General features: G+C 55.5%; 26 protein-coding genes. 15 read left to right on the plus strand and 11 right to left on the minus strand.

Annotation, left to right across the window (positions count from 1 at the left end; all coding sequences use genetic code 11):
• From L248_RS16255 to L248_RS13915, 4 genes are all read left to right on the plus strand, one after another.
• Positions 1-704 (plus strand): hypothetical protein (locus L248_RS16255; RefSeq protein ID WP_052000087.1); only part of this gene is annotated, 704 nt, incomplete at its 5' end.
• Positions 705-869: 165 nt separating this feature from the next.
• Complete coding sequence (locus tag L248_RS13905) at positions 870-1,790, plus strand: ABC transporter ATP-binding protein (protein ID WP_022530901.1); 921 nt, start codon at positions 870-872, stop codon at positions 1,788-1,790.
• The gene (locus tag L248_RS13910) at positions 1,777-3,390 is read left to right on the plus strand and encodes an ABC transporter permease (protein ID WP_022530902.1); all 1,614 of its coding nucleotides are present in this window, start codon (positions 1,777-1,779) and stop codon (positions 3,388-3,390) included. The genes L248_RS13905 and L248_RS13910 overlap by 14 nt, the downstream gene beginning before the upstream one ends.
• The gene (locus L248_RS13915; RefSeq protein ID WP_022530903.1) at positions 3,387-4,019 is read left to right on the plus strand and encodes a TetR/AcrR family transcriptional regulator; all 633 of its coding nucleotides are present in this window, start codon (positions 3,387-3,389) and stop codon (positions 4,017-4,019) included. Before L248_RS13910 ends, L248_RS13915 begins: the two co-directional genes overlap by 4 nt.
• Positions 4,020-4,054: 35 nt before the next feature.
• Here L248_RS13915 and L248_RS13920 read toward each other — a convergent pair whose 3' ends face one another.
• The 4 genes from L248_RS13920 to L248_RS13935 all read right to left on the minus strand — a co-directional run bounded on the left by L248_RS13920 (position 4,055) and on the right by L248_RS13935 (position 7,575).
• Complete coding sequence (locus L248_RS13920; RefSeq protein WP_022530904.1) at positions 4,055-4,693, minus strand: NADPH-dependent FMN reductase; 639 nt, start codon at positions 4,691-4,693, stop codon at positions 4,055-4,057.
• Between the two features lie 76 nt (positions 4,694-4,769).
• Positions 4,770-5,582 (minus strand): DUF1828 domain-containing protein, encoded by an 813-nt coding sequence (locus L248_RS13925; protein WP_022530905.1) that lies wholly within the window; start codon positions 5,580-5,582, stop codon positions 4,770-4,772.
• A 32-nt stretch (positions 5,583-5,614) separates the two neighbouring features.
• Positions 5,615-6,085, minus strand: coding sequence for a DUF6978 family protein (locus L248_RS13930; protein ID WP_052000088.1), 471 nt, complete (start codon positions 6,083-6,085; stop codon positions 5,615-5,617).
• Between the two features lie 125 nt (positions 6,086-6,210).
• Entirely contained in the window at positions 6,211-7,575 is a 1,365-nt protein-coding gene (locus tag L248_RS13935; RefSeq protein ID WP_022530907.1) for a glycoside hydrolase family 1 protein, read from the minus strand.
• A gap of 163 nt (positions 7,576-7,738) precedes the next feature.
• Between L248_RS13935 and L248_RS13940 the strand changes: the two genes are divergently transcribed.
• Genes L248_RS13940 through L248_RS13950 form a run of 3 tightly spaced genes read left to right on the plus strand, consistent with a single transcriptional unit; the run spans position 7,739 to position 9,961 of the window.
• Positions 7,739-8,596: a PfkB family carbohydrate kinase gene (locus L248_RS13940; protein WP_022530908.1), complete on the plus strand. Its 858-nt coding sequence runs from the start codon at positions 7,739-7,741 to the stop codon at positions 8,594-8,596.
• Between the two features lie 18 nt (positions 8,597-8,614).
• Complete coding sequence (locus L248_RS13945) at positions 8,615-9,385, plus strand: SDR family NAD(P)-dependent oxidoreductase (RefSeq protein ID WP_022530909.1); 771 nt, start codon at positions 8,615-8,617, stop codon at positions 9,383-9,385.
• Positions 9,386-9,412: 27 nt separating this feature from the next.
• Complete coding sequence (locus L248_RS13950) at positions 9,413-9,961, plus strand: ECF transporter S component (protein ID WP_040537009.1); 549 nt, start codon at positions 9,413-9,415, stop codon at positions 9,959-9,961.
• Between the two features lie 100 nt (positions 9,962-10,061).
• On the opposite strand, the gene L248_RS13955 is transcribed toward L248_RS13950, so the two are convergent.
• A complete protein-coding gene (locus L248_RS13955) occupies positions 10,062-10,886 on the minus strand; it encodes a Cof-type HAD-IIB family hydrolase (RefSeq protein ID WP_040536998.1) in 825 nt (274 codons plus the stop codon).
• A 116-nt stretch (positions 10,887-11,002) separates the two neighbouring features.
• Complete coding sequence (locus L248_RS16145) at positions 11,003-11,758, minus strand: DeoR/GlpR family DNA-binding transcription regulator (RefSeq protein ID WP_022530912.1); 756 nt, start codon at positions 11,756-11,758, stop codon at positions 11,003-11,005.
• 138 nt (positions 11,759-11,896) lie between these two features.
• Here L248_RS16145 and L248_RS16150 point away from each other — a divergent pair, with 138 nt between their 5' ends.
• Positions 11,897-12,280, plus strand: a complete 384-nt coding sequence (locus L248_RS16150; RefSeq protein WP_022530913.1) for a BRCT domain-containing protein — start codon at positions 11,897-11,899, stop codon at positions 12,278-12,280.
• Between the two features lie 352 nt (positions 12,281-12,632).
• On the opposite strand, the gene L248_RS13970 is transcribed toward L248_RS16150, so the two are convergent.
• Together L248_RS13970 and L248_RS13980 are read right to left on the minus strand one after the other, a co-directional pair.
• Entirely contained in the window at positions 12,633-13,961 is a 1,329-nt protein-coding gene (locus L248_RS13970) for an IS1380 family transposase (protein WP_022530914.1), read from the minus strand.
• An 842-nt stretch (positions 13,962-14,803) separates the two neighbouring features.
• Positions 14,804-15,541, minus strand: a complete 738-nt coding sequence (locus L248_RS13980; RefSeq protein ID WP_040537000.1) for a hypothetical protein — start codon at positions 15,539-15,541, stop codon at positions 14,804-14,806.
• Positions 15,542-15,765: 224 nt separating this feature from the next.
• Here L248_RS13980 and uidA point away from each other — a divergent pair, with 224 nt between their 5' ends.
• The 5 genes from uidA (at position 15,766) to L248_RS14005 (ending at position 21,097) form a co-directional block, all read left to right on the plus strand.
• Positions 15,766-17,562 (plus strand): beta-glucuronidase, encoded by a 1,797-nt coding sequence (gene uidA / locus L248_RS13985; RefSeq protein ID WP_022530917.1) that lies wholly within the window; start codon positions 15,766-15,768, stop codon positions 17,560-17,562.
• Positions 17,563-18,127: 565 nt separating this feature from the next.
• Complete coding sequence (locus L248_RS13990) at positions 18,128-19,189, plus strand: hypothetical protein (RefSeq protein WP_040537001.1); 1,062 nt, start codon at positions 18,128-18,130, stop codon at positions 19,187-19,189.
• Between the two features lie 195 nt (positions 19,190-19,384).
• Positions 19,385-19,696 (plus strand): DUF2316 family protein, encoded by a 312-nt coding sequence (locus L248_RS13995; RefSeq protein ID WP_022530920.1) that lies wholly within the window; start codon positions 19,385-19,387, stop codon positions 19,694-19,696.
• Positions 19,697-19,927: 231 nt separating this feature from the next.
• On the plus strand, positions 19,928-20,434 hold the full coding sequence (locus L248_RS14000) for a GNAT family N-acetyltransferase (protein ID WP_040537002.1): 507 nt from the start codon (positions 19,928-19,930) through the stop codon (positions 20,432-20,434).
• A gap of 72 nt (positions 20,435-20,506) precedes the next feature.
• The gene (locus L248_RS14005) at positions 20,507-21,097 is read left to right on the plus strand and encodes a type 1 glutamine amidotransferase family protein (protein ID WP_022530923.1); all 591 of its coding nucleotides are present in this window, start codon (positions 20,507-20,509) and stop codon (positions 21,095-21,097) included.
• Here L248_RS14005 and L248_RS14010 read toward each other — a convergent pair.
• Both L248_RS14010 and L248_RS14015 read right to left on the minus strand, forming a co-directional pair.
• Positions 21,094-22,101 (minus strand): serine hydrolase domain-containing protein, encoded by a 1,008-nt coding sequence (locus L248_RS14010; protein WP_040537003.1) that lies wholly within the window; start codon positions 22,099-22,101, stop codon positions 21,094-21,096. The two genes, L248_RS14005 and L248_RS14010, sit on opposite strands and share 4 nt — an antisense overlap.
• Positions 22,098-23,399, minus strand: coding sequence for an AbrB/MazE/SpoVT family DNA-binding domain-containing protein (locus tag L248_RS14015; RefSeq protein ID WP_155828688.1), 1,302 nt, complete (start codon positions 23,397-23,399; stop codon positions 22,098-22,100). Before L248_RS14015 ends, L248_RS14010 begins: the two co-directional genes overlap by 4 nt.
• A 268-nt stretch (positions 23,400-23,667) precedes the next feature.
• Here L248_RS14015 and L248_RS14020 point away from each other — a divergent pair, with 268 nt between their 5' ends.
• Entirely contained in the window at positions 23,668-24,201 is a 534-nt protein-coding gene (locus tag L248_RS14020; protein ID WP_022530926.1) for a GNAT family N-acetyltransferase, read from the plus strand.
• 21 nt (positions 24,202-24,222) lie between these two features.
• Here the strand turns inward: L248_RS14020 and L248_RS14025 are convergent, their stop codons facing one another.
• On the minus strand, positions 24,223-24,729 hold the full coding sequence (locus tag L248_RS14025) for a hypothetical protein (protein WP_022530927.1): 507 nt from the start codon (positions 24,727-24,729) through the stop codon (positions 24,223-24,225).
• A gap of 369 nt (positions 24,730-25,098) precedes the next feature.
• Here L248_RS14025 and L248_RS16480 point away from each other — a divergent pair.
• The coding region (locus L248_RS16480; RefSeq protein ID WP_342665180.1) for a helix-turn-helix domain-containing protein at positions 25,099-25,245 on the plus strand (147 nt) is incomplete at its 3' end.

Here is a 25,245-nt window from a genome sequence, read left to right on the forward strand (position 1 = left end):
CGGCGCAGCTCAAGGAGTTGCGTCGTTTTCTATACAGTTGGCAATTTATCTGGGGGACAGTATATAATTCAGATTACACAGAGGTAAAGACAACAGCTTCTGTGAATGGAGACACTTTTTCGTGGAAACCGCCAGCGATAGGTAAGTACTATTTGAAACTAGTTATTACATTAACAAGCGGCACCAATACGGTGAGATGGTATTCAAATTATACACCGCTCACGGTTACTCCTGATCAAGCCCAACTTATCTCTGTCCCTAACCTTCGATTCATGGACCTTGCCAGCGGCACCGCCAAGAACCCCACGGCAGCGGATTTCTTCAACCCTAATGGCGTAACACTGAGTTACGTACCGCTGGCTACGCAAACTGGTGAGACAGCGTTCGATGGTAACAACACTGGCTTGCTAGCAGTGAAGGGTACCAAATGGAGCTTGTCCGTCAGCGCCAGTAAATTCGCCGTCGCTCCACGGTACCCCCAAACCGAGTTGCCCAACACGCCCACCTTGACATTAGGCCTTGGGAGCAGTGGTAATGTGTCAATTCCGGCAGACGGGACACCAATTACCCTCTTGTATAATTACACTGGAGATTTTTCCGCGACGCTGGACAGTACGACGACACTGCACATACCCCAAACCAGCTTCGTCATCTCCGAGACGTATCACTCGGATTTGACCTGGACCCTGGTGAAGGCACCGTAATCTGAAACACAAGCACGAGAAGAAATCCCAGTTGACCGCTATCCGGTCGGCCGGGATTTTTTGGTGCCCAGCGCCCTGCGGAAAAATAATTGACTAGCGGGTCAATTATCTATTGACTCGCCGGTCAACCAGGATTACACTCTGCGTCGAGGAGTTGAGAAGAACATGTCAACGAACGTTATCGAACTGAATCACGTGCAAAAAAACTTCGGCCGTACCCAGGCCTTAAAGAATGTCACGTTTAATGTCCCCACCGGGGAGGTGGTGGGTTTTCTGGGACCCAATGGTGCCGGCAAGTCGACGACTATCCGCATTCTCTTGGGGATGCTCAAACGCAACGGCGGGGAGGCGACTGTTTTTGGCCAGGATCCGTGGCATAACGATTTACAGATCCACCCACGAATTGCCTATGTCCCCGGGGATGTGTATCTGTGGCCCAACCTGACCGGCGGCGAAATCGTCGACCTGCTGCTGCGGCTGAACGGTCAGAACCACACGGCCAAGACCGATGAATTGATGAAGGTCTTTGAATTTGACCCGAAGAAGAAGGCGCGGGCGTATTCCAAGGGGAACCGGCAGAAAGTCGCACTGATTGCGGCGCTGTCGCAAGATGCCGAACTGTACATCTTCGATGAGCCGACTTCGGGCTTGGACCCGTTAAATGAACTGACCTTCCAGCAAGAAGTGCTGAAGCTGAAGGAAGCGGGTAAGACGGTGCTCCTTTCTTCCCATATCTTGTCGGAAGTGGAAAAGATGTGTGACGCTATCGTGATTATTCGCGAGGGCGAGATCATCGAGCAGGGCAACTTGGATCAGATGCGCCATTTGTCGCGGCTGCGGGTTCAGGTCGAGACCGATGCGGCGATTACTGGGCTGGATAAGCAGAGCGGCGTGTACGACTTGAAGTTCACCAATCACGACCAGACCGCCGCGACCTTCGCGGTGGATCATGATGTGCTGGGCCAGGTGATGGCGGCACTGACACCGCTGGGTATCAAGGACTTCCAGTCGACGCCGCCGACCTTGGAGGACTTGTTCCTGCACTACTATTCCGACAAGGGGGCGACGCAGCATGTGGCGCAATAGTCGCGGCACGGGGTACCTGCTGCGGGCGAACCTGAAGCAGAACCTGAAGTTCTCGCTGATCTGGATCGTCATCCTGGTGATGATGATTGCCAGCGGCGCGACCAAGATGGTGGCGCTGTTTGGCGGGCCGAAGACAGACCTGGCAGACATGAAGCACATGCTGACGATGCCGGGCATGGCGGGTGTTTTTGGCGCCATCCCCAAGGGTGTACCGCTGAATTCGGCGACGGTGTTTGCCGGCATCATGATGGTCTTCATGGTCATCTTGGACGCCATCTACATTATTCCGCTGATGGTCAAGGATACCCGGGGCCAGGAAGAAAGCGGCTTGTTAGAAATGGTCCGGGCCCGGACGGTGGGCCGAACGGCTGCGGTCATGGCGGCGGTTTGGGAGCTGCTGATTACCAGCGTCGTGCTGTTCGTGCTGTATAGCGGCAGCCTAATGGCCATCAACCTGCAAGGCGCCGACCTGAACGGTAACATTCTCTTCGGCCTGGTCTTGGCGTTAGCCAATGTGTTCTTTGGGGCGGTCGCGCTGTTACTGGCCCAGTTGGCTAGTACCGCCCAAGGCGCAGAGATGTGGTCGTACGTGATTCTCACGGCCACTTACCTGATCCGACTGGTCACGGACATTCAGAACCAGAAGCTGACTTGGCTTTCTCCTATCGGCTGGGCGCAAAAGACGAATGCCTATACGGATAATAATTACTGGCCGGTATTGATGCTGGCCGTCGTGGCCCTGGTCTTGGCCGGAGGCGCCGTCGTGATTGCCCGAACCCGCGACCTGGGGACCGGCATCCTGCCGGAACGCGCAGGCCGCGCCCGGGCGGCGGGCTGGTTGCGGTCCGTTCCGGCACTGCTGTTGCGGACAGAACGCGGGCTGCTGGCCGGATGGCTCATCAGCGCCGTGCTGATGGGCGCCATCTTGGGCAGTGTCCTTGGCGGTGCCGGCGATGTCTTGAAGTCTAACCCGCTGTACCGGAAACTGCTGGACGTATCGCAAATCAACGCCGCCAGTCTGCAGATGACACTGGCTTACATGGCGATGTTCGTGCTGGTTTTCGTCTGCTTGGCCGTCGTCGCCGGGGCCCAACTGGTGGGCAAGTTGAAGAGTGACGAAGAGAAGGGGTATCTGGGCATTGTGCATGCCGAGAAGCCGACGCGCACGACCATCAGCTTGAGCTATTACTTTCTTGGTTTGATTTTCTCCGCCATCATCTATGTTGTGGCCATCGTCTGCCTGTATTACAGCGGCAACACAACCGTCAGCGAGCCGTTGCCCAGCAAATATCTGGTGCGGATGCTCGTGGCCGGCCTGCCGGCGGTGCTCGCCTTCGTCAGCTTGGCGGCGGCGATCATCGGTGTCATTCCCCGTATCAGCGGTTTGTTCTGGGTCTACATGGGTGCCGGGCTGATTGTCGAGATGTTTGGCCCGATCCTCAACCTGGGCAGGAATGCTGGCAAGTTTTCGCCCTTCGGCTGGCTGAATCAGGCGCCGGTCCATGCACTGGAGAATGGCTGGCTCTGGACGATGCTGGTCATCGTGGTGGTCGGCGTCGTTGCGGGTGTGGTCGGATATCGTGAGCGTGATGTCGCATGAAGGACGTCACAACGGACCCAGAGAAGGTCGACCGTATCCTCGCCAGTGCCATGACGGAGTTTGGTCAGAAAGGATTTCTGAAAGCAAAAACGGACACCATCGCCGCGGCGGCGGGGGTGTCCAAGGGGTTGGTGTTCCACTACTTCGGCAATAAGAGTGCGCTGTACAAGGATACCTACGACTACGCCTTCCAGCGGCTCTACACGAAGATGGACTGGTCGGTCTGGCGCAGCGGCAAGACGCTGAGCGAGATGGTGATCAACGCGGCACGCTACAAGATGTCGCTCCAGATCAAGTTCCCGGCGGAGTTCCAGTTCATGATGGAAGCATACGCCGACGTGGCCCGCTTCCCGCCGGCCCTGCAGAAACAGATGGCAGAGGAGAGTCAGAAAGTGACCGCGCTGGGCAACGCGATCATCGACGACTTCGTACGCAAGCTGCCGTTGCGTGCCGGGGTCTCCGAGGCGGCCGTCATTGCCGTGGTGAACGCGGTGGTGGCGGCGGAGACGTACAAGACGGAAGCCTTGATTGAGAAACTGCAATCACCGACGATGGCTGACTTCGAAGGGATCATCACGGAACTGCACGCCCAGTTGGACGTTGTCGAGCACGGCTTTTTACCGGAGTGAGAAATGCGCATCCAGTCAGCTGACTGGGTGCCTTTTTAGTGCCGTGGGCGGTACGGATTGGCCTTCAGCAAGGCGCTGTAGAAGGCGATATCATACATGGCGTCCGCCAGCCGGTCGGCGAAATGATCGCTGTTGGCCACTGTCATATCCAGCTGCCCCGTAGTAGTGAAGTTGGGGTCAGCAGACCAGAGCAGCACCGGGTCAGGCAGGACGATCATCTTGAGCATTTGTAGGATGGGCACGATACTGGCGGCGGCCAGCATCCCGCCGTCGGAGAAGTGGGAGTAGCCGATGACTTGGACGGGCTTGTGGTCCACTTGGGGGCCGACGAGATCGAGGGCGTTCTTCAGCCCGCCGGGAATCGCGTGGTCGTACTCAGGGGTCAGGATGACGTAGCCGTCTTGGGCTGCCAGGGCCGTCAGCCAGCGCGTCTCCTCCGGGGTGGGGTCGCTGATGGCGTCTTCCAGCGGCGTTTCGCTGTGATCATAGAGCGGGAGCGGGTAATCCCGCAGGTCGAGCCAGTCGTAAGTGATTTGGTCGGTGTTCGGGAATTGCGTTTGTAAGTATGTAAAAATGCGGGCGCCCAGGGCGTTGCGCCGGGTGCTGCCCATGATGATGCCGATGTGGGTTGTCGTGAGTTGTCTTCCTTTCTTGTTTACTTTAACTAGGCCCAAATGAGGCGGTAAAGCAAGGATGCGACTACGGTAAAAGCCTCGTTCAATGCAGTTTACGGGGTTCTACCAATAGGGGCTAGTTATTTTGAATTGCGAGTGCCTGTTTGAATGCGTTCTTATCACTGAATGGGATGACATGAATATGGTGTGTCGCCAAGTGGTCGACAAATTGTTGGTTTTGTGAATTGATCTCAGGAATCACGATATTGTATGTGGTACGAACTGAGGAAAACTGGCTTTTCCGAGCTTTATCGGTATCGAACCAGGTACCCATAATCATTGTGGTTCGATTTCTGTCCAGGGTAGTGTGCAAGTTGGTTAATCTTGAGTCTCTTAACGTTTGCCGAAATAGATAATCAATTGGATAGTTCATTCCAGAATCACCGATAATAGATAATCCGGATTCAAACGCAAAATTGTCTTGATTATCCTTTAAATATTCTGCCACATCCTCATGAAACATGCTTCGAATGTTGCCATGACTCATGTAGGCAAAGTCAGATACTTTTAACACAGCAGCAAGGACATTGTTGATTACGGTGGGCAAAACGTCTGCCGTTCCCTCAAGAAAAATATCTTTTGTGGCAACGTCAAAGTTGACATGGTTATTCCGCACAACGCCGTCTAACAATGCAAAGCGTGTACTCCCTTTTTTGGTGATACGGACACCGTGACTCTCTAAATTCCAAACGGTGTATCCCTGATCACTCACGAGAAAACGATTATTGTCCTTGGCTGTAATCAACAGTGTGATCTCGTCGCCGTAAGGATCTGTGAATGGTGTCTGAAACCCAAAGTGATTCCCGTCAATACTGGAAAAACGAGCTGTTTTTTGTATTTCGTTAAGCCAATCTTTGGCAATAACATCGACATCAGTTGCAGAGGTCATGTTGAATCACTTCTTTCATTTTGGACGTTGACTCACAACAGTGAAGGAGCAAGGACAAAGCGTAATTCGTTTTGTTTCTGAGTATGAGTATACGCCAGGAGTTCACTCAAAGCGTCAAGAAAGTTGTCACAGTCTCGAAGACCATCGTATGGCAGAGGATAGGCTTTAACTTGTGTGACGCCGTCATGCTTTTTTTCAAACTCTTCAGCGCTAAAGAGTTCAACGCGGTGGCCTGAAACTTTTCCATCGGAATTCACATGGAATTTTGTGTCTAGGTTGATTCGTACTAGCGTATTTTTTGTTCGGTTATCCATGAAGTTTAGATGGATATTGTTTAACCCGTTCATGTATTGTAATTGGAATCTTGAAGCTGGGTTTCCGACAGCCCGAATATCAATTGTTCCTTTAGTACCCTCGGAAATGACACGGGTCCCCTGAGTGAATGTTGATTTGAATAGTGCGATGAGGCGGTCTGCTTCGTCGTCGGTTAGAAGAATTTCCATAGATGATTTCCTTTCAGCCGTTACTGACCTATAGCATAACAAGCTGTGCCGACAACTCGCAACTGATTGAACTAACTAAATAAAACCGGACTGCCCGAGGGAGGTACCGGTTTGCATAAGTGGTGCTATTTGTAAGGCCTCGTCACATTCGCCCCGTTCTGGGCAATCACGTCCCGGTACCAGCCGAAGCTGTCCTTCGGGGTGCGGGCGAGGGTGCCGCTGGCGTTGTCTTCGCCGCGGTCGACGTAGATGAGGCCATAGCGCTTGGTGAAGCCTTCGTGGGTGGAGACCAGGTCGACGGCGGACCAGATGTGGTAGCCGATGACCGGGATGCCTTCGCCGATGGCCAGCCGCATCTGGTAGATGTGGTCATTGAGGTACTGAATGCGGTAGGGGTCGTGGACCTGCCCCTCCGCGGCGGGGTGGTCGTGGGCGCCGAGACCGTTCTCGGTGATCATCAGCGGCAGGTCATAACGGTCGTACAGCTGGCGCATGGTCGTGCGGAAGCCGACGGGGTCAATGTCCCAGCCAAACTGGGTGTGGTGCAGGAACGGGTTGCGCACCGGCGTGAACGGCAGCGTGTCCCCAGGATCGTTGGCCCGCACGGTCTCAGTATTATAGTAGTTGAAGTACAGGAGGTCCGGGTGGGCGCCGGCGATGATCGCCATGTCGTCCGGCGCCATGTCCGGGGTCGCCCCATATTGCTGGAAGAAATGCCAGGCCACGTGGTTGTAGCGGCCTAGAATCGTGACGTCGGCGAAGAGCTGGTTGCGCAAGGCGTCGTATGTGGTGGCGGCGAGCACGTCGGCTGGTCGCGGGGTCAAGGGATAGACGGCCACCAGGTTAGGCGCTGGCCCAATTTTGATTTCTGGATGGTGTTCGTGGGCGTACGTGATGACTTCGGCGGCGGCCACGAACATGTTATGGTTGGCCTGCACGACGTCCTTCAGCGTTCCGTGCCCCGCCAGCGCCGCCCGCAGCATCCCCTGGGCCATTGAATTTTGCTCATTGATCGTCTGGTAATAGACGATTTGGGGAGAAAAGTGGTCCAATACAGTTTTGGCATAGTCCACGAAGGCTTTGATCGTCGCCCGGTTGGCCCAGCCGCCCTGCTTTTCTAACGCCGCTGGCAGGTCAAAGTGGAACAAGGTCACCACTGGGGTGATGTCGTATTTCTGTAATTCAGCGAGCACGTTCTGGTAGTAGTCCAGACCGGCTTGGTTGACGGTGCCGGTGCCGGCGGGGAAGAGCCGGCTCCAGGCGATGGAGAAACGGTAGGAGCGCAGGCCCAGGTCGCCGAAAAGCTTGAAGTCCTCCGGATAGCGGTGGTAGCCGTCGCTGGTCAGCTGGAAATCAGCGGTGCCGGCGGGCGGGGTGGCTGTGTCTTGCACGGACGGGCCTTTACCGTCGGCGTTGTAGGCACCTTCATACTGGTACGCCGAGGTGCTGGCGCCCCAGAGAAAATGGTCAGGGAAGTGAGCTAAAGTCATGGATGTGATCTTCCTTTCTCAATGTCCTGTTGTATCTTCAGTTTAGCACAGGTGGAACCGGATACAGCCTGACAACGGTCGGTGCTTGTCCAGAGCCGCTGCGGATAAATGAGAACGGGGCGGTCCGGGATTTGGTACAATAACGGCGAAGGAGTGTGATTCTGTGGCCTACCATTCTGTAATCGTCAGCGAGGATCTCTGCGGCGCCGGCCAAGTGTCATTGGGCGTGGCCATACCGATTTTAGCGGCGTTGGACCTGGTGCCGCGGGTACTGCCCACGGCGTTGTTGTCAACCAATACCGCCCACGCTGGGAATACGTATCTGGACTTGAGCGGCCAAATCGCGCCGATTCTCACGCATTGGCGGACGTTATGGGACCAGCTGGGGGTCGATGGTATCTATCTCGGCTATCTTGGCCCTAAGGCGTTGACGGTGTGGCAGAAGCAGCTGCCGACGTTGGCCCGCGTGCCGATTCGTCTGCTTGACCCAGCGATGGCGGATCACGGCAGACTATATCGCGGGCTGGATGAGGCCTACGTGGCCGAGCTGCGGACGCTGATACCTGCTGCCACTATCATCACGCCGAACGTGACGGAAGCGTACCTGCTGCTGGGGCAGCCGCCGGCACTGGTTTTGACCGAGCCCCAGGCCAGACAGCTGGCAGAAGAATTGGCAGATAAGTTCGGCGTAGCCGTCGTTGTGACCGGCATTCCCCTGATGCATCATCAGCTGGGTGTCGCGGTCGTCTCCCGGCGCATCCCAAAGACAGATTTGATCACGACGGAAGCGCAGCCGCAAGCGTATTCCGGGGCCGGCGATGTCTTTGCCAGCGTCCTGGTTGGGGCTTTGCTGCACCAACAGGGCTTGGCCGCAGCCGCCAAAGTGGCGACGGCCTTCATGGATGCCGCGTTCGAGCGGACACTGAATGTGGAACAAGGGGACGTTCAACCGTTTTTTGACATCGACTATGCCCCGCTGCTGCCGGGCTTGATGCGTCGCCTGCACGTTGAAGACGAGTAGAAAGGAAAGGTAACTGCGATGACCACGATTGCCATCATCACCGGCGCATCCTCCGGTCTGGGCCGGGAATACGTCCGGGCTGTGGCCGAGAAAATGCCCGACTTGGGCGAGATTTGGCTCGTCGCCCGACGCCAGGAGCGGCTGATTGCCCTGGCGGAAACGATTCCCGGCCAGCGGTTTCGGATTTTGCCCTACGACTTAACGGCCGCGGCGTCGTTTCACAAATTCCAGGGACTGCTGGCCCGGGAACAGCCCGATGTCCGCTTGCTGATCAATGATGCCGGGATGATTCGTATCGGAAACGTGGCCGCGATGCCGGCGGCGGACCAGGAAAAGACAGTCCAGCTCAACGCCCTGGCGCCGACGCTGCTCACCCGGTTGGCGCTGCCGTACATGCACCGCGGCGCCAGTATCATCAATGTCACCTCCATCGGCGGCTTCACGCCGTCCCCTAACATGGTGGTCTACAGCGCCAGCAAGGCCTATCTCCTTTCTTACAGCAAGGGTCTGCACGCGGAGCTGCGCCGGCGGGGGATCCACGTGCTCGCCTTGGTTCCTGGCAGCATGCGCACCTCTCAGTTCACAGGGCCGAATGCGGGGAGCCGCCAGACCGGCTTCACCGTGGCCAACCGGCTGCCGTTCCTGGATCTGCCTACGGTGACCCGGCGGTCGCTGACGATTGCCCGCTGGGGCTGGTCGGTCTACACGCCCCACTTATTCTACAAGGCGTACCGCGTTGTCACAGCGCTCGTCCCGGACATCGTGCTGACTTACGTGGTGCGCCCTTAGTAAGGAGACTGAACAGATTTGAATTCGATTGGTAGAAATCGGCAATTATTACGTGTCATCCTGACCGCCCTGTTCGCGGCCATCATTTACATCGGTATCTGGATCCTGCGCATTCCCATCCCGGCGATGGTCGGCCGGCCGTTCATCCACTTTGGCAACACCCTGATGGTCCTGGCCATTCTCTTTCTCGGCGGGGTCTGGGGCGGGGTCGCCGCAGCGATTGGCTTGGGCGGCTTCGACGTTCTCAATGGATACGCGGCCACCAGCTGGCTGACGGTGTCTGAGGTAATTGTCATGGCCCTGGTGGTCAGTGCACTGGTCCGCGCGTTTCACCACGAGGATACCCGCGGCCACATCATTGTGATTGCAGTCATTGCCGCCATCACGAAGGTCATTACCTCGTTCATTGTGGCTACGATTGAAGGCTTCATGGCCGGCATGACGTTCAAGCCGGCGGTCATCGCCGCCTTTCTCAGCCCGCCGGCAGCCGCCATCAACGCCGTGGCGCTGGCCGTTATCGTGCCCATTCTTTACTTCTTGCTGCGGGGCGCGTTCCGAACCGTGTTGCGGCAATAATCATGGATAGAAAAGCACCATCACGAAAAGGACCGGCCCTTGCTGGTTCCGCAGACTGCGGACAGCAGGAGCTGATCCTTTTTTGCTGGGGCTTTCTCTTTTAATCCGCCATGGCATAGTCGTGCAGGGCCTCGGCGACCCCGCCATCTTCGTTGCTGGCGACGGATTGGGGAATGCGGGCGCGGACGGTGGGCAGGGCATTGCCCATGGCGACACCCAGACCGGCCTCAGTGAGCATGGGCAAATCGTTCTCGCCGTCGCCGATGGCCATGGTGGCGCTCAGCGGCAGCCCGAAGTGGTCCGCCAGGGTATGCAGCGCGGTCTGCTTCGAAACGGCTTGGTCGCTGATCTCCAGGTAGGTCGGCTTGGAGCGGCTGGCGGTCAAGTGCCAGTCGGGATGGGCAGCAAGGAGCGCGGCGAGTTCGTCGATGACCGGGGGATCCGCCATGCAGAGGATCTTGTGCACGGTCAGGCCAGTAGCCAGGCGCTGGGCCAGGGGCTTGATCAGCGGCATAGTGCCGGTGATGGCCGCTTCCTGGTCGTTCCACTGGTCGTGCTGGTTGGCGATCCAGGCCAGGCCGGAGTAGACGTTCATGCTGACGGGGAGCTGGTGGCTGACGATTTCGTGGTAAAGCTGAATGGGAACACGGGCATACAGCGGTGTTTCAGAAAACACATCCCAACTGCCGGCGTGGGGGTCATAATTCACGATCAGACTGCCATTCAAGGTCACCAGCGGGACGGCCAGGTCGAGCTGCTGCGCGAGATTGACCATCGCCAGCGGCGGTCGGGCGGAGGCGAGAACGAAGCGCCCGCCAGCCGCACTATAAGCCTGCACCGCCTGCACGACCCGATCCGGAATATTGCCGTCGGCGTTGACGAGGGTCCCGTCAATATCACTCAGAACCAATGGATACTTTAACATGATGATCACCCTTTCTTTCTCTTTCACCTTGCAGTATACAGGAAGAAATGTGTATTTACAAGTATTAATGTGCATTTGTGTGCATTAGGAAGGAAAAGAAAAGCCCGGCCCGCAGGCTAGGCGTTTTCTCCAGCCACGATCACGGTGACGTTATCCGGCAGGTGTTCACTGGCGGTCAGGGGCTGGTCGGTGATCAACAGGTCGATGTCGCCCCAGACGGCCGACAGGTACGGTGTTTGCTTTTGGAACTTCTGGTGCTCCGCCAGGACAATGACTTTCCGGGCGTGGGCGGCGGCTTCCCGCTTCAAGGCGGCGTCGCTGTCATCGTTCACGTAGATCCCATGACTATCCAAGCTGGCTGTCCCGAGCACCACCAGGTCGAAGGCAACGTGGGAAAGAACGGTGAGACTTTCCGGGGAGTAAAAGAGCCGGTTCTTGGTCTCGAACTTGCCGCCCAGCAGGCGCAGGTCGATGTTCGGGTGGGTCGCCAGGGTGAGGGCGTTGTCCAGCGAGTCGGTAAAGACGGTCGCGGGGCCGTGCAGCTGCTGGCACACGGCGAGGACGGAAGTACTGACGTCGAGGAACATGGTCATGCCCGGGGTGATCAGCGGCATGGCCGCAGTGGCCATCGCCTGTTTGGCTGCCGAGAATTGATGCTGGCGCTCCAGGTAATCCAGAACGGGCAGGGCTTTTTGCGTTTGCACGATGCCGCCATGGGTCCGCTGAGCCTGGCCCAGCTTGACGATGGCCATCATGTCCCGGCGGGCGGTCTCTCGGGAGATGCTGAATTTCGCCATGATCTGTTTCGTGGTCAGCTGCCCGTCCCGCCGCAGCCACTCGATTAAGGCTTGGAGCCGTTGTTGTTGATACACGGTTTTTCCTCTTTTCTGTCTGCTACCAGTGTAGCTTACAGGCGCAGAGACAGCAAGAAATGCACACAAACGCACAACGGCGTATTTCTGCCCGCTGTAGGGTACAATGTAGCCAGAGGCAAGAACGGAGGAAACGCGATGGATCTGCAGGATAAAACGATCGTCTTCTCGGGGCACTTCGAAACGATGACCCAGCGCCAATTGGCCAAACTGGCAACATTCGTGGGAATCCATGCCCGTAAAACGATCTCGGGCGTAACGGACTACGTGGTGGTCGGGGCGATGTACGGCGACCTGTTCACCGCGCCCACCACAGAGAAGCTGCAAATGGCGAACAAGATGGGCATTCCCTTGATCACGGAAGTGGACTTCTTGAACTTCGTCGTGAGCACGTGGCAGCGACGACTGGCGGCGATGGCGGTGACAAAGCCGATTCAGACACTGCATGGGAGGCCTGAAGAAGTAAATCCACAGCAACGCTCGGTAGTGGATGACGGCACCAATTTGGGCGAGACGACTTAAACGTTGTTCGGTTTGATTGGGGTGGTTGCATCTGTCCGTTTGTGTAAACACGGGACACGATGTCTTCACGACTGTTCTCAGAGACGTGTTGGTATAACTAGAGCTTTGACAGAATCCCTGATAGGCGTGGACGAGTCAGAATCGTTCTCCTGGTCTATGCATGAGATTGTAGTGCTTACTCCAATCCCCGGCTGAACCGTATGAAGCTGGCCATTATTGGCCAGCATCACTCGAATCGGAACAGTCAACGCCGCGTTTTGGTCTGAGCGGACACTCTTCATCCATCTGACGGGTATACCAAATAAGCTCACGCTTTGACCATCATTGCATTCGGTTGGTGGTGCTTGTCCTTTTAGGCCGCTTGTGCCGCTGAGGGACAAGCCTGCTCTCGAAGTCTCGTGATATTGTCGTAAACATGCCAGAATAGCGCATTTTGGGGGTTGCTGGTCGTGTAGTGAATGGTCAACACCCCCGCGTGGGAGGTGAACCGTGCACCGATCCGAAATAGATCTAACCGTAAGCTGTCGATCGACTTCTGCTTTTCCGATGAAGGCAGGACCTCAGCGGCCATTCGCTTCATGATGTTATACGCGATGCTGGCCATGACCATGCGGACTTCATTGGTGAAAAAGTCCGTGCTGTTCGTCCGGTCAAAGCCATAACCATTTTTAGCCTCTTTGATGTAGTTTTCCATGGTGCCGCGCTGGCGATAGGCCGCAACGACATCTTGCGGTGTTAAGGGCAGATTTGTCACGAAGTATTGGTAGTGGGGAACCAGTTGCTGGTCACGCGTGGCCATGACGATCACCTTGCGGGCCTCCCGCCATGTGTACGCCCGGTATTGGATCGTGTAATAGTGAACGTCATTGGCCTTGTGGGGATCCACGTCGGGATCATTTTCAAATTTGGCTTGGGCCATGTCGAAAAGGCGGCAGTTCGCTTTCAAACGGAAAACGTACATCTTCATTCGGTCTTCGACCAAGTCGTACAATTTCGGAACGGCAAAACCGCTATCGCCCCGGACCACTAAGGGGTGGCTGGCATAACGGGTCAGGCCTTCGCTCAGAAAAGCAGCTGCCTCCGCCGAGGTATACGTGTCGCCGCTGCGTAACTGAGCATCGACCAGCATTCCGCCACTGGTCGCCTCAGCAATCAGTAGCGGATTGAGAGCACACTTATCATAGTGCGTATTATAAGCTGCCCCCTCTTGGTGGCCATAAGTGGCGGAAAAAGTGGAGTCGATGTCCAGAATCAAAAAGGAATTGGCCTGCCGATTGATGTACGTCGCAGCGACCGACTCTAAAGCGGTGTGCAGTGTCTTGAGCGTATGCAGATCTGAAGCACGGCCGAGAAAGCGAGAAAAAGTGGACTGGGTTGCTAAGACCTTGCCATACAGCAGCTGAAAAAGGGGATCATGACGCAGACTATTGGCTGCGGAGTCGGTCAAGTAGCCGGCAATGTGCTGGAGGAGGTACTGTTCCAGCAAGTTGTAATTATCGTACAGAGGCAGCTTGCGGTAATCTTTGAATTCGATGGTATCCCGGAACGAAGAAAAAATTCCGCTGGCTTCGCAGAATTGGGCAACGGAGAGTAGACCACCATTCGTCGTAATGGTGTCACCATCATCAGTGAGGACCACCTTCTGGTTGTCTTTGTCGGTAAAATGGCGTACATTTGGCATATGCTTTTCCTCCTGGTTTTGTTTTTTCTCGATAATTAAATAATACCATAGGAGAAGCAGGTGCCAACCTTTTGGGTTGGTGCTACATAATGTCAAAAACGGCGCCGCCCAATGGGTTGCGCCGTTTGCTATTCAGTTGGTGCATAGACCAGGGTTCTGAGTGTTGGTGATTATGCACTGTTAACGACACCAGGGTGCACGGTTCTTGTTTCACCAATTCCTCCGGTGACTTAAGAACGCATCTGCTCGCCTGTACGTGGCAATTGATGACACTTCGTCATCCGAGCATAAGCTTCAAGACATTACGCGAATGAATTGTGACGGACATTTTCATTGCAAAACTAACCATTCTTTTTCTTTTGATTAAGAATGTAGTATATAAGGAGAGAAATCAAATACATCAGTAATGCCAGTAAAATGACCGCTAACCCGAAGAAAGCCCTAAGAGGTAACATTGCAAAATACATCCAATCAAATGGTGGATAGGTAACTGGCAAAAAAGTAAAGATAATGCTCATTAAGAACGCCCACAGAATGAAAAATCTGGCTTGTGGCTTACTAGACCCATTTTTTTGTGATTGGAGGAGCTTTGTCCTTCGCAGGATTAGTTCAAAACAAATCAATATAACTAGAAAGAAGATACCAGAGACCAGATTTTGCTGCATTTTTATCGTCCTTTCCGGTAAGTATGGTTGTTGGAAATATAAAAAGTCCTCTGTGATGATTTGCAAAGGGCAGAGGACCTCGCTGGAGTATAGATTATTATTCAACAGAATCTTTAATTGACGACAATCTCGGTTTGCATTCCCTGTTACGTATCAAGATTCACCGTTGTCAGCTCTTTAATCGTGCCAAACTGCCAAGTCGTCATGGGTAATGTAAATATCCTCACGAATCTTGTCATTCTGGTGTGATGCATTGTAAGAAGCTGCATCTCGTCCGATGATTGCGGCTCGATTGGCTAGCAAATTGCCGGCAATCGAAGCAATAAGAGCATAGGGGTTGCCTAGCCCGTATGCATAGTCGGCGGCTTCACCACCATAGTGGGCAATTAAGATCATCGTTGCTGCAAACGTGCTGACAGCCCAGTTTGCTCGAAAAATTACGCGAACAGCCCACGGAATCACTCGAGTCTCCATTGCCGCCAAAGATCGGATAGTGAACTGTGAATTATCGGTGGCAACCAGCGTTGTTGGGTCAATAGTTAGATGGCCTACGCTGACTGCGCGATTTGTAGCACTGATAGCTTGCTGAGCTTCCGCAATCAAGGCACTAGATAATCCGGATTGTGTTGGAACTTCAAGAGAATATTGATTGTTCCGAACTTTCACGAACTTATTGAGTGCCTGGAACTCTGAGGACGTTGTATTTGCATCTTGGGCCTGCTTTCCTGAATTCAGAAAAGCAGCAATTTGCTCTGGCGTCCAACTAGTAAAATCATTTTCGTTAGAAACAAATCCAGTAGACTGAGAACCGGAATCGGTGTTGCTGGCACCTACTTGCATAGGCAAATTTGCTGCCGCAAAAATCATGAACACAGCAGTCAGCACGAACACTAATAGCCACTTCAGATGCTTCATATTGCTCGCAACCTTTCTTCTCCCAAGTAAGGGAAAATCCCAGCCATACTTCAGCGTCATAATTATGCGCTTACAGTAATTCGATGACAAGCAAAAGAGCTTGTACGAATTTAACGGGCTGCAGCGGGCCAGAATGTACCAGGAAATTTTAGTTCCCTCTATCCTTCACATAAGGGACACGCTATCATAAGGGGTGAACAGTGAACAGGAGGATTTTACTAAACATGTTATATCCAAGAGAATCAGACAGCCGGGCGGTCGTGGACCTATCCGGTATTTGGCAATTTAAGTTAGACGACGGCCACGGCTTTGCCGACCAGTGGTACGCCAAGCCGTTGACGGACGCGGAGACTATGGCGGTACCCGGCTCCTATAACGATCAGAAAGCAGACGCTGCCCACCGGGACCATTACGGCTGGGCTTTTTACCAGCGGCGCATGACGGTGCCCGCCTTCTTCGCTGGGCAGCGCATCGTGTTGCGTTTTGCCAGCGTCACCCACACGGCGAAGGTGTACTTAGATGGCACAGAAATTGCCAGCCACGAGGGCGGTTTTCTGCCCTTCGAGATCGACTTGACCGATAAGCTCACACTGGGCCAATCGGCGCTGCTCACCGTGGCGGTGGACAACCGGGTGGACTTTTCTACCTTGCCCGTGGGCAACGAAGACGGCAGCGGGATGTTCGGGACTGGCGATGGTGGTATTCCCAGTGTGCGCATTGCCCAAGCGCGGGCCAAGAAGCAGAATAAGCCGAACTTCGATTTCTTCAATTATGCTGGGATTCAGCGGCCGGTGAAGCTGTATACCACGCCCAAGGCCTACATTGATGACGTCACATTGGTGCCGGACATTGATGGGACCACGGGAATCGTGCGTTACAGCGTAGCGGTCAAAGGGGCCGGCGAGACCACGGTTGAGTTGCTGGATAAGGCCGGCCAGATCGTTGCCCACAGCGAAGGAACCACGGGCACGTTAACCGTGGCCAATGCCCACTTTTGGGCGCCGGGCCATCCCTATCTCTATACGGCCGTCGTCAGCTTCGGCGCAGACCAGTACAGTCAGCCTTGCGGTATCCGCACGGTGCGTGTGGCTGGCACCAAGTTCTTGATCAACGGCCAGCCGTTCTACTTCAAGGGCTTCGGCAAGCATGAGGACAGCCCGCTCCATGGCCGCGGCTTCGATGCTGTGTTCGACGTCGCCGACCTCAGCCTGATGCACTGGATCGGCGCGAATTCGTTCCGCACCAGCCACTATCCCTACGCGGAAGAAATGTACGAACTCTGCGACCGGGAAGGCATCGTCGTGATTGACGAGACACCGGCGGTCGGGCTAGGCCGGGGCACTAAGGCCGATGCCTACAAGACCATGCACAACGGGGCGCTGCACAAGCAGAACCTGCGGGACATGATCGACCGGGACAAGAATCACCCCTGTGTCGTAATGTGGTCCCTGGCCAACGAACCTGAGACAGCGGCGTTCCCTCAGTCCGCTTACGATTACTTCCATAACTTATACCAGCTCGCCCACCAGTTGGACCCGGAGAATCGGCCCGTCACACTGGTGTGCTGCCAGAACGATTACGAGAAGGACATCGTCACCCGCACCATGGATGTGGTCTGCCTGAACCGTTACTACGGCTGGTATGTGCTCGGCGGCGACCTGGACGCGGCTACCGACGCGCTGAACGTTGAGCTGGATTTCTGGGCCAAGCAGAATAAGCCGGTGATGTTCACGGAGTATGGGGCCGACACCATTGAAGGCCTCCACGACGCTGTGCCCCGGATGTTCGACGAGGAGTACCAGGCGGAATACATTGACCGCATGGATGCCCAGTTCGACAAGCGGCCCTTCTTCATTGGTGAACAGATCTGGAACTTCGCCGACTTCAACACGACCCAAGGCATCGTTCGCGTTGACGGCAACCGCAAGGGCGTCTTCACCCGCACTCGCCGGCCCAAGCTCGTTGCCCATACCATCCGCCGCCGCTGGCGTGCCATCCCGGACTTCGGCTACAAGGCTTAATGATCCGGTAAGAAAGGTTCAAGAAAGGGCCACGGGGAGTTCACTGATTCGTCACAGGTGACCCGTAGTATAGAAAATGTCAACAGGAACGAGGCCAACGAACTTCCTGATGACCGCCAACAACCAAAACTTTTTCTTCATGATTTTCCCTTTCCTGAAGCCGTCGCGGCCCTCCCCCCGCGGCGGCTCTTCTGATTGCGCTAAGTGCGCGCAATCAGTGGGTCAAGTGCAGGGGGGTATGGGGTTGATTGACGATGTTGGTGAGTGGATTTTGGTCTGTGGCTTTCTGAAGATGAGAAGTTCAAGTGCTAGTTCAAGTACAAGGTCTGCTGGGGCGTGACAAAACTCGAATTTCGGCATGATTGAGTGCCAACGCTCAGCAAGCGGGAGCAAAATTGATTCAAGCCGTGCTCACCACGTTCCAGCCCATTTTGTCGGAGCTTTGGCACGGCGCCCGAAAGAGTTCTGTCACACCGTCTTTTTAGAACGACATCAGCTACGCGGTGAGTAAGTAATCCCACGTTTCTGGCCTTTGAACGGTATACTAGAGTCAGAGGCGATGACGATGAGTGAAGATAATGATCAGAATGAAGCATTTGCGGCGTGGCTGAAGTCTGGGAGTGGGAACTTCCAGGGGGCGGTACCGCTGCTGCAGCTGCCGGCGCGGACCCAGGGTGTGGCCAAGGACCTGCGGCTGGGTGACGACTGCCAGGTGATCCTGGCTGCGGCGGGGACGTCGTTTGAACGATATGCGGTGGCGTATTTCTACCCGAAGCAGCAGTTATTGGTCGTGAAGAAAGGCGTGCCGGCGGTGGCCAGCATCGACGGGATCACGATCAGTTCGCTGATTGGCCAAGTGGTTGAGTGCTATGGCGGCGAAGTTGATGATGCCTGGGCGGATGACGACGTGACGGCCGATGATATTTATGTGGACCACATTGCAGAGGACCCAGAGAAGCATACGCCGGTGGACCATGCCGGTCAGTTTGCCGGGATTGCCCGTCAGCAGTGGGAATATTGGCTGATTCACGGGCACTTAGCTAAGCCTCAGCCGACGACCAAAAACGAGGCCATTGCCCGGGCCTTTGCCCCGTTTGCGGAGCGGGTCGCCAGCCGGCCGGAATGGTTGGCAGAATTGGGCAACGGATTGGCGAAGATCGTGCCGCCGGCTGAGCTTTCTGACATCTTCAAGCAGATCAGCCTGGCGGCCAAGGAGAATAACGCGGTGGCGCTGGCCCAGGCCCGGCTAAGCAAGCTGGCCCTGCCCAACGATCCGCTGAACACGGCAGCGCGGGCGCTGATTACGCTGGCTACCGGCGGCAAGACCGATCCGGATGCCCAGCTGACCTTCGTCTTCGGCAAGGATAAGCAGGCCGGGACGCTGCAGCTGCCGCTGAACCACATTGTGACCGAGCCGTCCCAGGAGGTACCGGCGGACGTGCTGTTCCACGGGGAACAATTCGTGCCGCTGATTGAGAGCCCCAACGATTACGACGATGCGTATATGAAGTACCAGTCGCTGATCGAGGATCTGAGCGATACCACCTTCAGTGAGGACAGCATTCGCGGTGCCCAAGGTCGACACCAACCACGATTATCTGTACTTCCCGTTCATTCAGACCATTAAGGCCGATACGCAGATTTTGTATACTCGGCCAGATGGGGTGCTGGATGCTTGGCGGCAGGTATTGACAAGTCGGAGCTGACGAATAGACAATCTTTCAAGGACATCTTGGCAAAGTTTGGCCGGGATGCTTTTTTGGTCTTGAAGGGACAAACCTGGTAGGATGGAAACACAAATACTGATGAAGAAGATGGTTAGATGAGCTTAACACCCAGTCAAAAAGCAGCCACGATCAATGAATTCCGCGAAAACATCAAATTGGCCGGTCTCACTCGCCAAGAAATCTGCGCCGACCTAGGCATTTCTGAAACCAAACTGGAGCGGGTCCTCAACCTGCATCAGAAGTCGTTAGAAGACGGCTGGATCCTGAAGAATTATCTGCTGGCGAAAGTGGAAGAAGCCGGTCAGAAGCCGGTGCCCTTCACCGCGCTGAAGGGGGACCCGGAAGATCACTGGTTCCTGGATGTCGAGAAGATCCACAATGGCAAGATGACCCCGGGGGATGCGTAAGCCGTGAGCTTAGCAGTACCGGAGAACCATTTGACCGCGCGGAATTGTACTGACTTTCGCCGGTGCTCGCGGCCCATCATACGACCGCAGGTGAATGCTGGGTCGATGTGCGGCGGGGCGTTCCCCGGGATGACGAGGGTTTATTCCGGTCCCGGCTGCACAAGCTGGTGACCGCGTGCCGGGACCATCAGATGATCGGTCAGTGGAATGATGGCGGGAGGCTGCGTGACGATGACTAAACAATCCGAAGAACCAATCATCATTCGTCCGCTGGTACCGGCGGACGACGTGGTCATGGCCAGCATTGTGCGGACTTCGTTGAGCGCTGTCGGCCTGGCCATTCCGGGGACGGCCTACTTCGACCCCGAGCTGTCCCACCTGAGTGCATACTATGCAGCCGCGCCGCGGCGGGCGTACTTTGTGGCTGTCCAGAATGGGCAAGTCGTTGGCGGGGCGGGGATTGCCCAGTACAGCGACACGCCGCAGGTGGCTGAGTTGCAAAAGTTATACGTGGCGTCCGCGGCGCGAGGCCAAGGCATCAGTAAAAAGCTCATGGCTACTGCGTTGACGTTCGCTCGGGCGGCCAGCTATGAATGTGTCTACTTGGAGACCCACCATACCTTGACGGTTGCGATGCACTTGTACCGAGAATTGGGGTTCACGCCACTGCTGCAGCCGCTGGGCGGTGGGGAGCACAGTGCAATGGATTCGTTTTGGCTGAAGATGCTGCCGGCGTGAGCAGTTCTTTTCTTCCTGTGCTACGATGGGAACATACGGTTCTCATTTAAGCCGAGAAAGAAGATCTGAACGGTGAAACAAGCGATTTTTGTCATGCTGGATCAGTACGCCGATTGGGAAGGGGCTTATCTGGCCAGAACGTTGAACCCAGCGCCGGACTGGACGGTCAAGACAGCGTCAACAAAACGGACGGTGCGTTCCATTGGCGGCTTCACAACGACGGTGGACTATCTGCTCGTGGACTTGCCGGCCACGATTGATCTGCTGGTCCTGATTGGCGGCGATTCCTGGTCTGCCGATAATGCGCCGCTGACGCAATTAGTAGCGGCACGCCTGAACCGCGGCCAACCCGTTGCAGCCATTTGCGGCGCGGTGGATTATCTGGCTCGGAATGGTTTCCTGAACCACTATCAGCATACTGGCAACGCTCAGTATCTCTGGCGGGATGATACGGACTATCAAAACCAGGCGGGTTTCGTCCAACAGCAAGCAGTCCGCGACCGCAACCTGGTCACAGCCAACGGTACCGCCCCGTTGGACTTCACCGAAGCAGTATTGAATATGATTCAGTTTAAGCCGGCCGCACAGGTTCACCAGGACGTTGATCTCTACCGGCTGGGGTTCTATCAATATTGTCAGAAATATGGCAACCCGTTTGCCTAACGTGTTAACCCATCCAGCCATTCCCGCTGCTGCCGATTCCAGTCCTTCGCCGACGCTGTCAAAAACCGCACATTGGTGAACCAGAAGACGGCGAGCTGCCGGTCGAAGGAGAGAAAGACATCCGCTTGGTAGCCTAAGATCAGGCTGCTGTGCCAATACCATGGTCCGTGTTGAAACCAGCCCATGCCATAGAAGTCATGATGAATGGTGAAGATTTGGTCCCAGGCCGGGGCCGGCAACAAGCGGTCACTGCTGGTAAGGATAGCCTGCAGCCAGTTAGCGTAATCCGTGGCCGAGGTAACAATACCGCTGTCGGCGACGGTGTGCTGGCCCCGCCCCACAAAGACCAGTTCGTCGTGCCATGGCAAGTAGCGGAGGGCTTGGGCGTGCCGGGTACCCAGCTGGGTAGCTGAAAGATCAAGAGGGGTCCAGAGATTATCTTCCAGAATCTGACCAAGCGGTTTGTTTAACACCCGCGCCAGGATGATACCAAGCAAGACATAGTTCGTATTTGAATACGAACTATGACTGCCGGGCACAAACTGGAGCGGTTGGTCCCCCAACAGCGATAGCAATTCAGGCAACGACAAAGCAGCACCCAACCGGCGCACGCTCTGGGGATTCGTCTCCAGCGCGGCGTCGGTCGGGTGCTGTTTTTGCAGTAACGTTGGATAATCGGGGATGCCCGAGGACATGGTGAGCAAGTCCGCGAGAGTGACCTGACTGCCGGCAGAATATTCCGGTACATAGGCGCCCAACCGGTCGGTGAGGCGCAGCCGCCCAGCCGCCACCTGTTGCATGACAGCCACGGCTAAAAACTGCTTCGACAGCGACCCAATGCCGGTCACCGTATCCGCAGTGAACGGCACTTTTCTCTCAATATCCGCCAAACCGCCGGCATAAGCATAAACGGTCCGCGTCGGTGTCACGACCTGCATCACACCGTTAAAGCTCGCATGCCGGTTCAACCGGTCAACTAAAGATAAATACTCAGCGAGTTTCACAGCTTGGACTCAGGACCAGCCGGCTTCTCAGTCGTTGAAGCTGCTGCATCATCAACGGGCGGCTCACTGGCCTGCTCCCCCGCTGATGCGCCCTTTGCATCAGCGGTTCCTTCTTCTTGGAGGACCACCGTCATGGTCAGATCATCCCGGTGGGATAACCGGCGCAGGCTGCCTAACAGCAGGAGAATCCACGAGAAGGCCAGGTCGAAGGCCACCAGTTGGAAGGCGGTTAGGGAGAAGTAGCCGACGTACTTGAAGAGGATAAAGTCAATCAGCAGAAGGCCAACGATGATGTCAGAAATGACCTGGAACTGCCGCGAGCCCTTGGGCAGTAGCCAGCGAATGAGGATAACAGTCACGCCCAGAACGGCGACCAATCCCCACGCGGCAATGTCGTGGAGCAGATGCAGCAGGCCCTTACCGTTGTTGGCGAAGGCACCGACGCCGAATAGGGAGAAAGCCATCACCGTCAGCAGGACGCGCAAAGTATTCAGACCGAGGTCGTGGGGGTACTTGCGGTGCAGCCACACGAAGAGATAGTCGATCAGGCCCACCATGAGCAGCGCAGAGACCATCAGGGTCAGGTTGAACTGCCAGCTGTAGTTAGCGTGCTGAGTGCCTAAGAAGCTGAGGTTTGTTTCCCACCAGTGATTGTCACTGTTGGTGATCATTGACGCCAGCACCCCGCCGACAATGACCAGGATCAGCAGCCGTACCATCATTTCTGAATTAATATGCAGTGCGGCGTAAATCATGAAGTAGTTGATGGTCATCGTGAAAAGGGCGAAAAGCGCACCGGCGGTGTACGGGTCGAAGGCAGCGCCCTTGAAGAGAATGCCCATGAACCAGAAGATGGCGATCAGCGTCAGGGCGAGGATGATAGTGAAAGAAATCAGAATCACCGGGAAGTTGCGCCAATACAAGCCCTTCAGCGCGCGGTTGCGGTCCTCCTTATGGTTGCGGATATAGAACGTGGTGAACGAGATGATGCCGCTGACCACGCCCAGAATGATAACGGCCGTACTAATCGACAGGCTGCCGGTGAGCGGGATCAGGTCCCTCTGCCGAACCAAGGCGAACGTCAAGAAGATAATCGTCGCAATCAGCGCGGGCAAGACGAACCAGCGAATCTTGATCTCCTGCCGTTCGCTGGCGTTGTTGTCGCTTTCGATGACCACATTATTATCCGTAATGTGGATTTTCACGTCGTCCCCAGACTTCAGCCCCAGTTCATCAACGATCTGGTGCGGAATCGTGACTTTCAAGTTGTGGCGCTGCGGTGCGTTTTCTTCTGCCATCTGCACATCCCCCAATCTGTCTCCCCTAATTATAAGGCATTGGCCGGGAGAAAGGCGCGGACACAAAAACCCGTCGCGGATATGCGACGGGGAAGTTAGGGATGTTTCTGTCATGAAAAAGGTGGTAATTATAAAGTTGGAATCGATTACAGAATAGTGAATACGTGAGAGAAATGCGACGAGACGATTGGCTCGGGACCGCGTCACTCGAAAGCGGGCAGGGCGGCGTGCTATACTGCCAGAAACGAACAGAGAAAGCAGGATGCATATGACAGTCACGATTCGCCCGTTCCAACAATCAGACATTCCCACCTTGTGGGACATCGCCTACGGCCACGGCCGCGGTGAATGGAACAACTGGAACGGCCCGTATTTCAACGACAAGCCAGAGACACTGGAGGAGCTGCGGTCATACGCCCACGACCCCTTCAAGAATGGCATCTGGCTGGATGAGCGGTTGGTGGGCGGCTTATTCGCTTACTACGATGACGGCAAGCTCCAGCGCTGGCTGGATGTGGGCATCGTCATTTTCGTCGATGATATTTGGGGCCAGGGCGTGGGCACGGCAGCGCTGCAGCAATGGCTGACCCGGGTCTTCAGCATGATTGATCTGCCTCACATCGGCCTGACCACCTGGTCCGGGAACATCCGGATGATGCGGGTGGCAGAAAAGCTGGGCATGAAAAAAGAAGCCCAGATCCGGCAGGTGCGCTATTGGCAGGGCCGGTACTGGGATTCAGTGAAGTATGGGGTGCTGCGGGACGAATGGACAGCGCAGGAGAAGAACACCCCTATCGTTTGATGCAGTATGGCCAAAGTAAGACTACTTTGGCCATCGTTTCAATTGAACGTGGGCGCTGATTGTCCCGCCAATCGTCCACGCCAGCAGAACGATGAGCATGGCCACCGTCTGGATGTTATCGATGCGGGGCATCATCGTCTGGGGCTGAATCAGATCGTGTATGGCAAACACCAACCACACGCCCGCCCCGATACCGATAATGATACCGATGAGCTGCTGCCGAACGAGAGTCTGCACACTGGGCTTTGCTTTCTCCATCGCCGTCTTGGCCGCGGCATCACCCGCCTGCTGCCGGCGGTGCAGAACCATCCGCGCCGTAAGCATGAGTGCTCCAGTAACGACCAGCAAAAGCAAGAGGCCAGCAAACGTCCACTGCCCGATGTGGTGGGCGGTATCGGCGGGGTCGCCCTGGTAGTAAAACGTGGAGAAGAACGCCGGAATGATCATGATGGACAAGATTGCCAGCAAACCCTCACCACTGGGTTGCAGTTGCGCCAGGGTGCGGTTGCTGAAAGTGCGCTTGGCCATGGCTGGTTCCTCCTTTCAGTACACGTCATTTCATCTTTATCATGCCCGTACCGATTCGCCTCGACAAGTAAATTGCTCACCCGCACCCCATTTCGTTTTCTGGTAAGATGACAAGCAAAGAGAGGTGTTCGCTGTGAGAAAGGTCGTCGTTATTCTGATTGCAGCCGGGTTGGGTGTCGCCACCGGCGTCGCCATGGGACCGGCGTCTTGGCGGGATTATCTGCTTCTTCTCGCGGCCGCTACTGCGACCCTGGTGGTCCAGGTCATTCTGCACGAGCTAGGCCACGTGTTCTTTGGCCGCCTGACGGGGTATAACAAAAGTTTCTGGGCAACCCCCTATCAAAACATAATTCATGATACAATTATGTCATGCAAGCGAAAGAGGTCTTACAGATCCTGCAAATCAGCCGCCCAACCCTGGGCCGCTGGCGCAAAGAAGGGATCTTAAAAGCGAGGAAACTGCCCAACGGACAGTACGATTGGGATGCTGATACCGTCTATGCAATCGCCAATAAG

The sequence above is a fragment of the Schleiferilactobacillus shenzhenensis LY-73 genome (genome assembly GCF_000469325.1).
In the GTDB taxonomy this organism is placed as follows: domain Bacteria; phylum Bacillota; class Bacilli; order Lactobacillales; family Lactobacillaceae; genus Schleiferilactobacillus; species Schleiferilactobacillus shenzhenensis.

What these genes read in the sequence shown, in the direction of transcription:
- L248_RS13905 (WP_022530901.1), top strand. Translation starts at nt 870, where the DNA reads ATGTCAACGAACGTTATCGAACTGAATCACGTGCAAAAAAACTTCGGC.
- L248_RS13910 (WP_022530902.1), top strand. Translation starts at nt 1,777, where the DNA reads ATGTGGCGCAATAGTCGCGGCACGGGGTACCTGCTGCGGGCGAACCTG.
- L248_RS13915 (WP_022530903.1), top strand. Translation starts at nt 3,387, where the DNA reads ATGAAGGACGTCACAACGGACCCAGAGAAGGTCGACCGTATCCTCGCC.
- L248_RS13925 (WP_022530905.1), bottom strand. Translation starts at nt 5,582, where the DNA reads ATGACCTCTGCAACTGATGTCGATGTTATTGCCAAAGATTGGCTTAAC.
- L248_RS13930 (WP_052000088.1), bottom strand. Translation starts at nt 6,085, where the DNA reads ATGGAAATTCTTCTAACCGACGACGAAGCAGACCGCCTCATCGCACTA.
- L248_RS13935 (WP_022530907.1), bottom strand. Translation starts at nt 7,575, where the DNA reads ATGACTTTAGCTCACTTCCCTGACCATTTTCTCTGGGGCGCCAGCACC.
- L248_RS13945 (WP_022530909.1), top strand. Translation starts at nt 8,615, where the DNA reads ATGACCACGATTGCCATCATCACCGGCGCATCCTCCGGTCTGGGCCGG.
- L248_RS13955 (WP_040536998.1), bottom strand. Translation starts at nt 10,886, where the DNA reads ATGTTAAAGTATCCATTGGTTCTGAGTGATATTGACGGGACCCTCGTC.
- L248_RS16150 (WP_022530913.1), top strand. Translation starts at nt 11,897, where the DNA reads ATGGATCTGCAGGATAAAACGATCGTCTTCTCGGGGCACTTCGAAACG.
- L248_RS13970 (WP_022530914.1), bottom strand. Translation starts at nt 13,961, where the DNA reads ATGCCAAATGTACGCCATTTTACCGACAAAGACAACCAGAAGGTGGTC.
- L248_RS13980 (WP_040537000.1), bottom strand. Translation starts at nt 15,541, where the DNA reads ATGAAGCATCTGAAGTGGCTATTAGTGTTCGTGCTGACTGCTGTGTTC.
- uidA (WP_022530917.1), top strand. Translation starts at nt 15,766, where the DNA reads ATGTTATATCCAAGAGAATCAGACAGCCGGGCGGTCGTGGACCTATCC.
- L248_RS13990 (WP_040537001.1), top strand. Translation starts at nt 18,128, where the DNA reads ATGAGTGAAGATAATGATCAGAATGAAGCATTTGCGGCGTGGCTGAAG.
- L248_RS13995 (WP_022530920.1), top strand. Translation starts at nt 19,385, where the DNA reads ATGAGCTTAACACCCAGTCAAAAAGCAGCCACGATCAATGAATTCCGC.
- L248_RS14000 (WP_040537002.1), top strand. Translation starts at nt 19,928, where the DNA reads ATGACTAAACAATCCGAAGAACCAATCATCATTCGTCCGCTGGTACCG.
- L248_RS14015 (WP_155828688.1), bottom strand. Translation starts at nt 23,399, where the DNA reads ATGGCAGAAGAAAACGCACCGCAGCGCCACAACTTGAAAGTCACGATT.
- L248_RS14020 (WP_022530926.1), top strand. Translation starts at nt 23,668, where the DNA reads ATGACAGTCACGATTCGCCCGTTCCAACAATCAGACATTCCCACCTTG.
- L248_RS14025 (WP_022530927.1), bottom strand. Translation starts at nt 24,729, where the DNA reads ATGGCCAAGCGCACTTTCAGCAACCGCACCCTGGCGCAACTGCAACCC.